Origin of the sequence: Janibacter corallicola NBRC 107790, assembly GCF_001570965.1 — a bacterium.
Lineage (GTDB): Bacteria > Actinomycetota > Actinomycetes > Actinomycetales > Dermatophilaceae > Janibacter > Janibacter corallicola.
The window spans coordinates 54575-67050 of record NZ_BCSR01000005.1 but is presented as its reverse complement, the minus strand read 5'-3'; the positions used below and the strand labels follow the sequence as shown (position 1 = coordinate 67050).

Annotated in this window: 14 protein-coding genes; 3 read left to right on the top strand and 11 right to left on the bottom strand. The window is 71.9% G+C overall.

Annotated elements, in window-relative coordinates:
* Positions 1-756, bottom strand: coding sequence for an enoyl-ACP reductase FabI (fabI, locus tag JCO01S_RS03650; protein WP_068250876.1), 756 nt, complete (start codon positions 754-756; stop codon positions 1-3).
* Positions 757-779: 23 nt separating this feature from the next.
* Positions 780-1490 carry a 3-oxoacyl-ACP reductase FabG gene (fabG, locus tag JCO01S_RS03645; RefSeq protein ID WP_068250870.1) on the bottom strand — a complete coding sequence of 237 codons (711 nt, stop codon included), beginning with the start codon at positions 1488-1490 and terminating at the stop codon, positions 780-782.
* Positions 1491-1645: 155 nt separating this feature from the next.
* On the opposite strand from fabG, the gene JCO01S_RS03640 reads away from it, so the two are divergent.
* Genes JCO01S_RS03640 through JCO01S_RS03630 form a run of 3 tightly spaced genes read left to right on the top strand, consistent with a single transcriptional unit; the run spans position 1646 to position 2933 of the window.
* Positions 1646-1927 carry a DUF3099 domain-containing protein gene (locus JCO01S_RS03640; protein ID WP_068250867.1) on the top strand — a complete coding sequence of 94 codons (282 nt, stop codon included), beginning with the start codon at positions 1646-1648 and terminating at the stop codon, positions 1925-1927.
* Positions 1924-2145, top strand: coding sequence for a hypothetical protein (locus JCO01S_RS03635; protein ID WP_068250864.1), 222 nt, complete (start codon positions 1924-1926; stop codon positions 2143-2145). The genes JCO01S_RS03640 and JCO01S_RS03635 overlap by 4 nt, the downstream gene beginning before the upstream one ends.
* Positions 2145-2933: an SURF1 family cytochrome oxidase biogenesis protein gene (locus JCO01S_RS03630; RefSeq protein ID WP_068250862.1), complete on the top strand. Its 789-nt coding sequence runs from the start codon at positions 2145-2147 to the stop codon at positions 2931-2933. Before JCO01S_RS03635 ends, JCO01S_RS03630 begins: the two co-directional genes overlap by 1 nt.
* Before the next feature lie 36 nt (positions 2934-2969).
* On the opposite strand, the gene JCO01S_RS03625 is transcribed toward JCO01S_RS03630, so the two are convergent.
* From JCO01S_RS03625 to JCO01S_RS03585, 9 genes are all read right to left on the bottom strand, one after another.
* Positions 2970-4850, bottom strand: coding sequence for an ABC transporter ATP-binding protein (locus tag JCO01S_RS03625; RefSeq protein ID WP_084342603.1), 1881 nt, complete (start codon positions 4848-4850; stop codon positions 2970-2972).
* Positions 4851-4924: 74 nt separating this feature from the next.
* On the bottom strand, positions 4925-5593 hold the full coding sequence (locus JCO01S_RS03620; RefSeq protein ID WP_068250857.1) for a sirohydrochlorin chelatase: 669 nt from the start codon (positions 5591-5593) through the stop codon (positions 4925-4927).
* 64 nt (positions 5594-5657) lie between these two features.
* Positions 5658-6395, bottom strand: a complete 738-nt coding sequence (locus JCO01S_RS03615; protein ID WP_068250854.1) for a phosphoadenylyl-sulfate reductase — start codon at positions 6393-6395, stop codon at positions 5658-5660.
* Positions 6392-8080, bottom strand: coding sequence for a nitrite/sulfite reductase (locus tag JCO01S_RS03610; protein ID WP_068250851.1), 1689 nt, complete (start codon positions 8078-8080; stop codon positions 6392-6394). The genes JCO01S_RS03615 and JCO01S_RS03610 overlap by 4 nt, the downstream gene beginning before the upstream one ends.
* A gap of 48 nt (positions 8081-8128) precedes the next feature.
* On the bottom strand, positions 8129-9727 hold the full coding sequence (locus JCO01S_RS03605) for an ABC-F family ATP-binding cassette domain-containing protein (protein ID WP_068250848.1): 1599 nt from the start codon (positions 9725-9727) through the stop codon (positions 8129-8131).
* A 93-nt stretch (positions 9728-9820) separates the two neighbouring features.
* Positions 9821-10384 carry an acVLRF1 family peptidyl-tRNA hydrolase gene (locus JCO01S_RS03600; RefSeq protein WP_068250845.1) on the bottom strand — a complete coding sequence of 188 codons (564 nt, stop codon included), beginning with the start codon at positions 10382-10384 and terminating at the stop codon, positions 9821-9823.
* Between the two features lie 16 nt (positions 10385-10400).
* Positions 10401-10730, bottom strand: coding sequence for a metal-sulfur cluster assembly factor (locus tag JCO01S_RS03595; protein WP_068250842.1), 330 nt, complete (start codon positions 10728-10730; stop codon positions 10401-10403).
* Positions 10727-11194, bottom strand: coding sequence for a Fe-S cluster assembly sulfur transfer protein SufU (gene sufU, locus JCO01S_RS03590; RefSeq protein ID WP_068250839.1), 468 nt, complete (start codon positions 11192-11194; stop codon positions 10727-10729). The genes JCO01S_RS03595 and sufU overlap by 4 nt, the downstream gene beginning before the upstream one ends.
* Positions 11194-12474, bottom strand: coding sequence for a cysteine desulfurase (locus tag JCO01S_RS03585; protein ID WP_068250836.1), 1281 nt, complete (start codon positions 12472-12474; stop codon positions 11194-11196). The genes sufU and JCO01S_RS03585 overlap by 1 nt, the downstream gene beginning before the upstream one ends.
* Positions 12475-12476: the final 2 nt, after the last annotated feature.

Genomic DNA, 12476 nt, shown 5'->3' with positions numbered 1-12476 from the left:
TCAGGTCCCCATCGCGTGCACGCCGCCGTCCACGTGCACGATCTCCCCGGTCGTGGCCGGGAACCAGTCCGAGAGCAGGGCGGTGCACGCCTGTGCCGGCGGCACCGGGTCGCCGACGTCCCAGCCGAGCGGTGCGCGGTCGTCCCAGGACTCCTCGAAGCGCTCGAAGCCCGGGATGGACTTCGCGGCGGTGGTGCGCACCGGGCCGGCGGCGACGAGGTTGCAGCGGATCCCCTTCGGCCCGAGGTCGCGGGCGAGGTAGCGGTTGGTCGACTCGAAGGCCGCCTTGGCCACCCCCATCCAGTCGTAGACCGGCCAGGCGAAGGTGGCGTCGAAGGTCAGCCCGACGACCGAGCCGCCCTCGCCCATCCGGGGCGCGGCCGCGACGGCGAGGGCCTTGAGGGAGTACGCGGAGACGTGCAGCGCGGTCGAGACGTCCTCCCAGGAGGCCTCGAGGAAGTTGAAGGCGCCCTCGGGTGCGAAGCCGATGGAGTGCAGCACCCCGTCGATGCGCTCCGCGTGCTCACCGATCCGGTCGGCGAGGGCCGCGAGGTGCTCCTCGTCGGTGACGTCGAGCTCGATGACCGGCGCCTCCTGCGGGAGGCGGCGGGCGATGGTGCGCGTGATCTTCAGCGCCCGGCCGAAGCCGGTGAGGATGACCGCGCCGCCCTGCTCCTGGACCAGTCGGGCCACGTGGAAGGCGATCGAGGACTCCATGAGGACCCCGGTGATGAGGAAGGTCTTGCCGGTGAGCATGTGCTGCCTTTCGTTCTGTGTCGTCAGTGGCCCATGCCGAGGCCGCCGTCGACCGGGAGGACCGCCCCGGAGACGTAGCCGCCGTCGTCGGAGGCGAGGAAGGAGACGGCGCCGGCGATCTCCTTCGGGTCGGCGAAACGGCGCGCCGGGATCGCCGCCTGGTACTCCTTGCGGGTCTTCTCGGCCAGCTCCCCGGTCATGTCCGTCTCGACGAAACCGGGGGCGACGACGTTCGCGGTGATGCCGCGCGCGCCGAGCTCGCGGGTCACCGAGCGGGCCAGGCCGACGAGCGCGGCCTTGGAGGAGGCGTAGTTGGCCTGGCCCGGCGAGCCGTAGAGGCCGACGACGCTGGAGAGCATGATGATCCGCCCGAACCGGCCACGGACCATGGACGTCGTCGCCCGCCGCACGCAGCGGAAGGTGCCGTGCAGGTTGGTGTCGACGACGGTGGCGAAGTCCTCGTCGCTCATCCGCATGAGCAGCGTGTCGCGGGTGACACCGGCATTGGCCACGAGGACCTCGACCTCTCCCCCGAGCTCCTCCTTGGCCGCGGTGAAGGCCGCGTCCACCGAGTCGGTGTCGGTGATCTCGCAGGCGAGCACCCGCAGGCCCTCGACCGGATCGCCGGAGCGGGAGGTGACGACCACCGAGTGACCGTCCTCCTGGAGCCGTCTCGCGATCGCCTCGCCGATGCCACGGTTGCCGCCCGTGACCATGACCCGTCGCCCCGTCATCGCACTCCTTCACTCTGCTGTCCGGTGTGTCCCGGCTCACGTCACCCCCGACGCTAGATCACTACCGCCCGGTAGTCGGAAACCGACCACGCAGCAGGGAGGCGCCGGGGGTCACCTGATCGGGCCCTCCGGGTGGTGGCGAGTAGGCTGGAGAGGTGCAGCACGCCCACGTTCCCTCGGTCACGGACGCACCGGTTCCGCTCCGTGATGAGCAGAGGCGTCGGATGTACCAGTACCTGGCGACGATGGGTCTGCGCACCGCCTGCTTCATCGGTGCCTACTTCTTCGACGGCTGGCTGCGCTGGGTCTGCGTCGCCCTCGCGGTCGTGCTGCCGTACATCGCCGTCGTGATCGTCAACGCCGTGCGTCCCCCGGACCCCGCCGAGGGCATCACCCCCGTGGACTCGCGGCAGCACCGACTGGAGAGTGGCCGATGACCGCCCCCGCCGAGGACCTCGTCTGCAGCCGCAAGGGATGCCGCGCCGCCGCCACCCGGGCGGTGCTGTGGCGCAACCCGAAGATCCACGACGAGAGCCGCCAGAAGGTCTGGCTCGCCTGTGACGAGCACGAGTCCTTCCTGCAGGAGTACCTCGCCAAGCGCAGCTTCCCCGTGCGCACGTGCGCGGTCGAGGCGATCCCTCCCGACGCCGGCTGATGCTGCGACGACTCCTGACGGTGAGATGGCTCGGCTGGCTCGCCGCACTGGTCCTCGTGTCCATCGCGTGCGTCCTGCTCGGGATGTGGCAGTGGGGTCGCTACGAGGACAAGGCGGCCAATGCCGACCGGGTCACGGCCCACTACGAGGCCGACCCCGTCGGCGTGAGCACGGTCCTCGGCACCGACCCGATGCCGATCGCGAAGGAGTGGACCCGGGTGCGGGCGACCGGCCACTACCTGCCGGAGCAGCGCCAGATGGTGCGCAACCGCCCGCTCGACGGGACCTACGGCTACGAGGTGCTCGTCCCCCTTCGCCTCGATGACGGGTCGGTCCTCGTCGTCGACCGGGGGTGGGTCCCCAACAGCCCGAAGGGGGCCGACGTCATCCCCCCGGTGCCTCCGGCCCCGGAGGGCGAGGTGACCGTCACCGGCTGGCTGCGCCAGGGCGAACCGAGCCTGGAGCGGGACATGCCGGCCGGCCAGCTCGCGAGCATCCGGCTGCCCACCGTCGCGGACCGCCTCGGCGAGCCGGTCCTCGGCGGGTACCTGGAGCTGCAGTCCGAGGACCCGGACGTCCCACGCCCCAAGGCCCTGGAGGCACCCGACACCGGCACCGGCCCACACCTGGCGTATGCCATCCAGTGGTGGCTCGGCCCACTCGGCCTCGGGACCTTCTTCGTCATCGCGCTGCGCCGGGAGGTCGCCGGCGAGCAGGACGGCTCCGAGCGACCAGCGAGGCCCCCCAAGCCGAAGAAGGTGCGCATCTGGGACGAGGAGGACGGCTGAGTCGTCACGCCGGCACCGCCCCGTCGGGCACGGCGCTCACACCCCGGCCACGGTCTCCTGGTCGGCGTACTGGGTCCGGTACAGGTGGGCGTAGGTGCCACCGGCGGCGAGCAGCTCCTCGTGGGTGCCGCTCTCCCGGACCCGGCCCCCGTCCACGACGACGATCCGGTCCGCGCCACGGATCGTGGACAGCCGGTGGGCGATGACCAGTGCCGTGCGCCCCTCCAAGGCCCTGTCCAGGGCCCCCTGGACCGCGACCTCGGACTCGCTGTCCAGGTGCGCCGTGGCCTCGTCGAGCACGATGACCGAGGGCGACTTCAGCAGCAGGCGGGCGATGGCGAAGCGCTGCTTCTCCCCGCCGGAGAGCCGGTGGCCACGGTCGCCGACGACGGTGTCCAGGCCCGAGGGCAGGGACTGCACGAGGGGCCAGATCTGGGCAGCCTGCAGGGCCGCGACCATCTCCTGCTCGGTGGCCTCCGGCTGGGCGTAGGCGAGGTTGGCCCGGATGGTGTCGTGGAAGAGGTGCGCCTCCTGGGTGACCATGCCGATGGTCTCCCCGACAGAGGACTTCGTCGCGTGGCGCAGGTCCGTGCCCCCGACGCGCACCGTGCCGCTGCTCGGGTCGTAGAGCCGGGCGACGAGCGAGGTGATCGTCGTCTTGCCGGCTCCGCTGGGGCCCACGAGCGCCACCAGCTGACCGGGCTCGGCACGGAGGGTGACCCCGTCGAGGACGGGGCCGGATCCGCTGCGGTCACCGGTGGCGCGGGCCTCGAGCGAGGCGATGGAGATCTCGTCGGCGCCCGGGTAGCCGAAGACGACGTCCTCGAGCTCGACGGAGAGCGCCCCGTCGGAGGGCAGGTCCACCGCGTCCGGGGCCTCCGTGACCGTCGACCGGAGGTCGAGCACCTCGAACAGCCGGGCGAAGGAGACGAGCGCGGTGAGGACGTCGACGCGCACGTTCGAGATCGCGGTGAGCGGGCCGTACAGCCGGGCGAGCAGCGCGGCCAGCGCGAGCAGGGTGCCGACGGTGAGCCCGCCACCGACCGCCATCAGTCCCCCGACGCCGTAGACCATCGCCGTGGCGAGGGAGGCGAGCGCGGTGAGCATGACGAAGAAGGCGCCGCGGTTGACCGCGATCTGCACGCCGATGTCGCGCACCCGCGTGGCCCGGGTGTCGTACTCGGCGACCTCCCGGGCGGGCTGCCCGAAGATCTTCACCAGCAGTGCCCCCGCGACGTTGAAGCGCTCGGTCATCTGGGTGCCGAGGTCGGCGTTGAGGTTCATCTGCTCGGCCGACAGCCGCGCCAGCCGCCGTCCCATCCACTTCGCGGGGAGGACGAAGAGCGGCACGAGCGCGAGCGCGGCGAGGGTGAGCTGCCAGGACAGCGAGACCATGGCTCCGATGATCAGCACGAGCGAGATGACGTTGCTGACCACGGAGGAGAGCACCGTCGTGAAGGCCTGCTGGGCACCGATGACGTCGGAGTTCAGCCGCGTGACGAGCGCCCCGGTCTGCGCCCGGGTGAAGAAGGCGATCGGCTGGTCGAGCACGTGCTCGAAGACCTCGACGCGCATGTCGCGGATGAGTCCCTCACCGATCTTCGCCGAGAGCCACCGCTGGGTCAGGGTGCTCGCGGCCTCGACCACGGCGACGAGCGCGACGAGCAGCGCCAGCACGATGACGACCGAGCGGTCCCCGGGGATGACGCCGTCGTCGATGAGGCGCTGCAGCAGCAGCGGGCTGGCCACGACCGTCGCCGACCCGAGAGCGGTCAGGACGAGGAAGCCGATGATGATCCGGGAGTAGGGCCGGGCATGGCCGAGCACCCGACGCGCGGTGCCCTTGGGCAGGGGGTCGCGGTCGGCTGCTTCCCGTTGGCTCATGCTGCGCATGAGCGCCCACGGCGAACCACCCATCGACATGCACGTCCTCCTCTCCCTCTCGCGGAGGACAACCGTGACCGAGCGCGCGGTGTTCCCGCGGAGCGGGATCAGCAGGCCGGCTGCAGGGCGAAGGGGGCCGAGCCCGCCTCGGCGGCCCGGTGCCCGACCAGCGCCGTCACCGACTCGGTGTCCGCCAGTCCGCCGGGGACGAAGGGAGCCCCTGCCCTTGCGGCGAACCGTGCCACCAGGTCGTGCAGGACCCCTTCGGCGAGGACGAAGGGGATGACCACCCGGCCCTCCGCGAGGCCCGGCTCGGGGGCCGAGAGGGTCGTGCTGGACCAGGAGGCGGGGCCGTGCGTCTCGACCAGCTCCCGCAACCCGGACGCGGCGTGGCCGGAGCTGCTGCCCCCCGCGACGAGGAGCGCCGGCGTGTCCACGGGGTGACCGGCACCGAGCAGACGCTCCGCGACCGCTTCCAGGAGGAGCCGGTGCCCACCGAGGGGCCGGGCCCGACGCACGTCGGCTCCCCCGGTGGCGAGCCGGGCCACGGCCCCGGGCAGGTCCACGCGGGCGTGGTGGGCGGGCGTGACGAGCAGCGGGACGAGCCCCACCCGACCGGAGAGATCCGCGGCGACGGCCTCCGGGCGCGGCAGGTCGTGCTCGAGGAAGGCCAGCCGGGTCGGCCCGATCCGCACGCTGACGCGTGCGCGCAGCCGGTCCAGCGTCTCCGCATGCCGTCGGTCCGGGGACCCGTGGGCCAGCAGCACCGTGCTCATGTGCCCACCCGCGCGGCGGCCGGGGCCGCGGCGACGAGGGTGACCGGGCCGGGTGCCGCCGCAGTCACGTGTGCAGACCGCACTCGACCTTGTCGGTGCCCGACCAGCGTCCCGCGCGCGCGTCCTCACCCGGCGCGACGGCCCGGGTGCACGGGGCGCACCCGATGGAGGCGAAGCCGAGCCGGCGCAGCGGGTTGAGGAGGACCCCCTCCTCCGCCGCGAAACGCTCCACGTCCTCCTGGCTCCAGGCGGCCAGCGGGTTGAGCTTGACCATCCCACGGCGGGCGTCCCACCCGACGAGGGAGATGTCGGTGCGCGTGGGCGCGTCCTCCCGTCGCATGCCGGTGACCCAGGCGTCGTACCCCCGGAGCGCCCGCTCCAGGGGCTCGACCTTGCGCATGGCGCAGCACTGGTCGGGCTCCCGGTCGTGCAGCCGCGCACCGTACTCCGCGTCCTGCTCCTCGACGCTCTGCAGCGGCGTGACCGTGCGGATGCGCAGCGCGGGCATCGCCGCGAAGGCGTCACGGGTGCCGAGGGTCTCGGCGAAGTGGTACCCCGTGTCGATGAAGCAGACATCCGCCTCGGACAGCGTCGTCCCGACGAGGTGGACGAGCACCTCGTCCCCCATCGAGGAGGCGGTCGTCAGGCCCTCCCCGAAGGCCTCCTCCGCCCACCGCAGGACGCGGCGGGTGGTCTCCACCCGCCCTTCGTAGGTCTCCCCGAGCTCTCGCTCGGTGGCGGCGAAGTCCCCTTCGCCCCGGGCCGCGAGGTCCTGCAGCCGGTCGTGGACGTCGGTGCTCATCGCAGGTCCTCCTCGTCCGCCCGCCGGGCCCAGCTGTGGAAGGACTCGCCGGCCGCGCGCTGGTCGAGGTAGGCCCGGGCGAGACGCTCGATGTAGTCAGGGAGGTCATCCCCTGCCACCTTGAGGTTGCGGGCCTTCCGGGCCAGGGCGGTGTCCTCGGCCAGGGAGCCACCGAGCAGCACCTGGAAGACCTCCTGGTGGGTGCCGTCGGCTCGCTTCTCCAGCATCCCCTTGAGACCGACGTCACCGACCTGGCTGCGCGCGCAGGCATTCGGGCAGCCGTTGACGTGGATGCTGAAGGGGATGTCGATGTCCGGCAGCCGCTTCTCCAGCTCCTCGACGGTCCACCGGGCACGGTTCTTGGTGTCGGTCAGCGCCAGCTTGCAGTACTCGAGTCCGGTGCACGCCAGGACGTTGCGTCGCCACTCGCTCGGGAAGACGTGCAGGTCGACCTCCTCGAGCCGCCGTGCCACCGATTCGGCCCGCGCCGGCGGGACGTCGAGGACGAGCACCTTCTGGTGCGGGGTGACCCGTACGCGTGCGCTGCCGACCTCCTCTGCGATCTCGGCGACGCGGAATAGCCCCTCCGCCCCGACCCGGCCGCCGACCGTCGTCGCGCCGACCCAGACGTTCCCGTCGTGCTGCTCGTGGATCCCGACGTGGTCCCGGCGGGTGCCCTCGGGGACGGTCGGCTCCGGGCCGTCGACGAGGCGCCGACCGAGGTACTCGGTCTCGAGGACCTCGCGGAACCTCTCCGGCCCCCAGTCCTGGACGAGGAACTTCAGCCGCGCCTTGTTCCGCAGCCGGCGGTAGCCGTGGTCACGGAAGATCGAGGTGACCCCGTGCCAGACCTCCGGGACCTCCTCCAGCGGCACCCAGGCCCCGAGGCGCCGGGCGAGGACCGGCTTGACCGACAGGCCGCCGCCGACCCAGACGTCGAAGCCCGGCCCGTGCTCGGGGTGGACCACGCCGACGAAGGAGATGTCGTTGATCTCGTGGGCGACGTCGTGGCGTGGCGAGCCGGAGACCGCCGTCTTGTACTTGCGCGGCAGGTTCGAGAACTCCGGCTGCCCGATCCACCGACGGCGGATCTCCTCCACCGCCCGGGTGCCGTCGACGATCTCGTCCCTCTCGATCCCGGCGACCGGCGAGCAGAGCATCCCGCGGGGGCAGTCGCCGCAGGCCTCCGTGGTCATCATGCCGACGCTCTCCAGGCGCTCCCAGATCCTCGGGACGTCCTCGATGCGCACGTTGTGCAGCTGGATGTTCTGCCGGTTGGTCACGTCGGCGGTGCCCCGGGCGAAGTCCCGGCTGATCCCGGCGACGACGCGCACCTGGTCGGTGCTCAGCTTGCCGCCGTCGGTGCGGATGCGCATCATGAACCGCTCGTCGGCGATGTCATCCTCGCCGGTGTGGGTGCCGTCGAGGCCCGGCTTGCGCTGGGTGTAGAGACCCATCCAGCGGAAGCGCCCGGTGAGGTCGCTCGGGGCGATCGACGAGAACCCCTGCTGCGAGTAGACGTCGAGGATCCGTTGGCGCACGTTGAGCGCGTCGTCCTCGTGCTTGAGGACCTCGACGTCGTTGAGCGGGGTTCGGTCACCGTCGGCCCAGGCGCCGGTGGCCTTGGTTCGGGTGGGGCGGGTCGTCACAGTCACGCGGATGACGCTACAGCCTTGGTTATTCATTGCATAACTTGCTGTTATGACTGTCTCAGGGAGTGGGCTCCCGACGGGTCACGCGAGGGTGATCAGCTCCCGGTAGTCCGCATTCCAGAAGTCCTCGATGCCGTCCGGCAGCAGGAGGATCCGCTCGGGGTCCAGGGCGTCCACGGCGCCCTCGTCGTGGGTGACGAGCACGACCGCGCCCTTGAAGGTCGAGAGCGCCCCGAGGATCTCCTCGCGGCTGGCCGGGTCGAGGTTGTTCGTCGGCTCGTCGAGGAGCAGGACGTTGGCGCTGGAGACGACGAGCAGGGCGAGCGAGAGCCGGGTCTTCTCCCCGCCGGAGAGGACCCCGGCGGGCTTGTCGACGTCGTCCCCGCTGAAGAGGAAGGAGCCGAGGACCTTGCGCACGTCGGTCTCCCCGAGATCGGGGGCCGCGGACTTCATGTTGGCCAGGACGGTGCGGTCGACGTCGAGGTTCTCGTGCTCCTGGGCGTAGTAGCCGAGCTTGAGCCCGTGGCCCGGCTCCACCCGGCCGGTGTCGGGCGCGTCCGCCCCGGCGAGCATCCGCAGCAGGGTCGTCTTGCCCGCGCCGTTGAGCCCGAGGACGACGACCCGGCTGCCGCGGTCGATCGCCAGGTCGACGTCGGTGAAGACCTCCTGGCTCCCGTAGGAGCGGGAGAGCCCGGACGCGCGAAGGGGGGTCCGCCCGCAGGGGGCCGGGTCCGGGAAGCGCAGCTTGGCCACCCGATCGCTGGCCCGCTCCCCCTCGACGCCCGAGAGCATCCGCTCGGCCCGCTTGATCATCTGCTGCGCGGCGGTCGCCTTCGTCGCCTTCGCCCGCATCTTGTCGGCCTGCTCCAGCAGGGCCCCGGCCTTCTTCTGGGCGTTGGCCAGCTCCCGCTTGCGGCGCCGCTCGTCGGTCTCACGCTGGGTCAGGTAGTTCTTCCAGCTCATGTTGTACTGGTCGATCGTCGCCCGGTTGGCGTCCAGGTGGAAGACACGGTTGACCACGACCCCGAGCAGGTCGACGTCGTGGCTGATGATGACCAACCCGCCCTTGTAGCCCCGCAGGTGGTCACGCAGCCAGGCGATCGAGTCCGCGTCGAGGTGGTTGGTCGGCTCGTCCAGCAGCAGCGTGTCGTTGCCCGAGAAGAGGATCCGCGCGAGCTCGATGCGCCGCCGCTGACCACCGGAGAGGGTCTCCAGGGTCTGGTCGAGGCGCTCCTCCTCGATGCCGAGCGCCGCGGCGATGGAGGCCGCCTCGGACTCGGCGGCATAGCCGCCGGCGGACTCGAACTCCTCCTGCAACCGCGCGAAACGCGCCATGGCCCGCTCGCGGGTGGCGTCGTCGGCGCTGGCCATCCGCTGCTCGGCGGTGCGCCGCTCGGTGACGATGGCGTCCAGTCCGCGGGCGGAGAGGATGCGTTGCCGGGCGGTCACGGTCAGGTCCCCGGTGCGGGGGTCCTGGGGCAGGTACCCGATGCCGCCGGAGGAGGTCACCGAGCCGGCGGCGGCCTGGCCCTGGCCCGCGAGCACCTTGGTCAGGGTGGTCTTGCCGGCGCCGTTGCGGCCCACGAGGCCGACCCGGTCCCCGGGGGCCACCCGGAAGGTCGTGTCCTCGAGCAGGACCCGCGAGCCGACGCGCAGCTCGATCCCGGTGGCTGTGATCACTTCGGTGACTTCTCCTCGCGCGGCAGTGGATGTGCGGCCGTCAGTCTAGGTCCCGCACCGGTGGGCCCCGCGCGGCGCCGGATGGCGCGCGACTCACTCCTGGTCGAAACGCAGGCGCACCGCCCGGGCGCGGCGGGCGGCGTGCTGCAGGACCCGTAGTCGCGGGTCCGGCAGGTCCCACAGGGTGCGGCGCGGCAGCGGCGCCAGGTGGGCCAGCGCGGGCTCCTTCAGGACCTCCTCGGCCAGGCGCCGGTCGCCGCCGAGGACGAGGGCCTCCACGGCCCCCTTCGGCAGGTGCCGCAGGGCGAGGCCGACCACCTTCGCCACGACGGCGTCGGCCTGGTTGCCGCGCCGCCTGGCGTACCGCTGCTGGCTCCACCCGCCGGCCTTCGTCCGTCCCTGGACGTACCCGGTGCCGCAGGTGTGGGAGACCAGCTCTCCCCCGACGTCGCGGCCCACGGCATGGCCGCCGCGCCGCACGAGGACCAGACCGATCCGCTCGTGCTCGAAGGTCTCCCCCACGACGCGGGTGCCGTCGGCCCCCGTCAGCACGACACAGCCCGGCCCGCGCACGCACGTGGCGTCGCCGTGCCGGGCTGAGAAGCCGTCGATCCAGCGGTCGAGCCGCGCGGGGCCGACCTCGATCGCGCCGCTCACCGGGAGGGTGGCCGGATCAGATGTTGAAGCCGAGTGCCCGCAGCTGCTCGCGGCCGTCCTCGGTGATCTTGTCCGGACCCCACGGCGGCATCCAGACCCAGTTGATCCGGGCGTCCGAGACGACGTCCACGAGGACCGAGTCGACCTGGTCCTCGATGACGTCCTGCAACGGGCAGGCCGCGGAGGTGAGGGTCATGTCGATCAGGGCGTGGTTCTGCGGGTCGACGGTGATGCCGTAGACGAGACCGAGGTCGACGACGTTGATGCCGAGTTCCGGGTCGACGACGTCGCGCAGGGCCTCCTCCACGTCAGCAACGTTGCTCGGGGTCGGTGCCTGGGCAGTCATACGGTCTCTCCTTCGGTGCTGGCGATGTCGACGCCGGCGCGAGCCAGCGCATCGGTCAGGGCCATCCAGGACAACAGGGCACATTTTACTCGTGCCGGGTACTTGGCGACACCGGCCAGGGCGATGCCGTCGCCGATCTCCTCCTCGTCACCGGGGTCGGACCCGCGGCTGGTGAGCATGTGCTTCATCGCCGCGCGCACCGCCATGGCCTCCTCGACGCTCTCGCCGGTGACCTCCTCGGCGAGGATCGAGGCGCTGGCCGTCGAGATCGAGCAGCCGAGCGCCTCGTAGGAGACGTCGGCGATGCGCACGTCATTCCCGCTCCCCTCGACCTGCACGCGCAGCGTCAACTCGTCCCCGCAGGTCGGGTTGACGTGGTGCACCTCGGCGTCGTGGCCGTCGCGCAGCCCGGAGCCGACCTGTCGCTTGGAGTGGTCGAGGATGAGTTCCTGGTACAGATCCATCAGGCGACTCCCTTCTCGACACCGAAGATCGCAGGCACCGTGTCCAGGGCGTCCATGAGCACGTCGATCTCGGCGGGGGTGTTGTACACGGCCAGCGAGGCGCGGGTGGTCGCGGCGACCTTGAAGACCCGGTGCAGCGGCCAGGCGCAGTGGTGCCCCACGCGCACGGCCACCCCGTGGTCGTCGAGCACCTGGCCCACGTCGTGGGCGTGGACGCCGTCGACGACGAAGCTCACCGCGCTGCCGCGGTGGACCATGTCGTCGGGCCCGATGAGCCGCAGCCACGGCCGCTGCGCGATCTGCTCGAGCAACGAGGCGGTCAGCGCCTGCTCGTGCGCGGCGATCCGCTCGACCCCGATCTCCCGCATCCACCGCACGGCCCGGCCCAGGCCGATGGCCTGGCTGGTCATCGGCACCCCGGCCTCGAACTTCGTGGGGGGCGGGGCATAGGTGCTGCCCTCCATCCGCACGATCTCGATCATCGAGCCGCCGGTGAGGAACGCAGGCATCTGCTCGAGCAGGTCGTACCGGCCCCACAGCACGCCGATGCCGCTCGGGCCGTACATCTTGTGCCCGGAGAAGGCGAGCAGGTCAACGCCGAGCTCACCGACGTCCACCGGCAGGTGCGGCACCGACTGGCAGGCGTCCAGGACGGTGATCGCCCCGACCGCCTTCGCCGCGGCCACGATGCGCGGTACGTCACTGACGGCGCCGAGCACGTTGGAGGCGTGGGTGAAGGCGACCACCTTGGTGCGGTCGGTGACCTTCTCCGCCAGCTGGTCCATGTCGAGGCGCCCCTCGGGGGTGACGTCGATCCAGCGCAGCGTGGCGCCCGTGCGCCGGCAGAGCTCCTGCCACGGCAGCAGGTTCGCGTGGTGCTCGGCCTCGGTGACGAGGACCTCGTCGCCCTCCCCGACCCGAAGGGGGGAGCCCGGCTCCGCGTTGGAGAAGGCGTACGCCGCGAGGTTCAGCGCCTCGGTGGCGTTCTTGGTGAACACCACTTCCCGTGCCGGTGCGCCGATGAGGTCCGCGATGTCGGTCCGGGCCAGCTCGTAGGCCTCCGTGGCCTCCTCGGAGAGCGCGTGCGCCCCCCGGTGCGGAGCCGAGTTGGCGGTGAGCAGGAAGTCGCGCTCGGCGTCCAGGACGGCCAGCGGCTTCTGCGACGTGGCGCCGGAGTCCAGGTACACCAGCGGCTTGCCGTCGCGCACCGTGCGCCCGAGGATCGGGAACTGCTCGCGGACCGCGGTCAGCTCCGTGTCGGGGATCAGCTGGGGCTCCATGG

What these genes read in the sequence shown, in the direction of transcription:
- fabI (WP_068250876.1), bottom strand. Translation starts at nt 756, where the DNA reads ATGCTCACCGGCAAGACCTTCCTCATCACCGGGGTCCTCATGGAGTCC.
- fabG (WP_068250870.1), bottom strand. Translation starts at nt 1,490, where the DNA reads ATGACGGGGCGACGGGTCATGGTCACGGGCGGCAACCGTGGCATCGGC.
- JCO01S_RS03635 (WP_068250864.1), top strand. Translation starts at nt 1,924, where the DNA reads ATGACCGCCCCCGCCGAGGACCTCGTCTGCAGCCGCAAGGGATGCCGC.
- JCO01S_RS03630 (WP_068250862.1), top strand. Translation starts at nt 2,145, where the DNA reads ATGCTGCGACGACTCCTGACGGTGAGATGGCTCGGCTGGCTCGCCGCA.
- JCO01S_RS03625 (WP_084342603.1), bottom strand. Translation starts at nt 4,850, where the DNA reads ATGGGTGGTTCGCCGTGGGCGCTCATGCGCAGCATGAGCCAACGGGAA.
- JCO01S_RS03620 (WP_068250857.1), bottom strand. Translation starts at nt 5,593, where the DNA reads ATGAGCACGGTGCTGCTGGCCCACGGGTCCCCGGACCGACGGCATGCG.
- JCO01S_RS03615 (WP_068250854.1), bottom strand. Translation starts at nt 6,395, where the DNA reads ATGAGCACCGACGTCCACGACCGGCTGCAGGACCTCGCGGCCCGGGGC.
- JCO01S_RS03610 (WP_068250851.1), bottom strand. Translation starts at nt 8,080, where the DNA reads ATGAATAACCAAGGCTGTAGCGTCATCCGCGTGACTGTGACGACCCGC.
- JCO01S_RS03595 (WP_068250842.1), bottom strand. Translation starts at nt 10,730, where the DNA reads ATGACTGCCCAGGCACCGACCCCGAGCAACGTTGCTGACGTGGAGGAG.
- sufU (WP_068250839.1), bottom strand. Translation starts at nt 11,194, where the DNA reads ATGGATCTGTACCAGGAACTCATCCTCGACCACTCCAAGCGACAGGTC.
- JCO01S_RS03585 (WP_068250836.1), bottom strand. Translation starts at nt 12,474, where the DNA reads ATGGAGCCCCAGCTGATCCCCGACACGGAGCTGACCGCGGTCCGCGAG.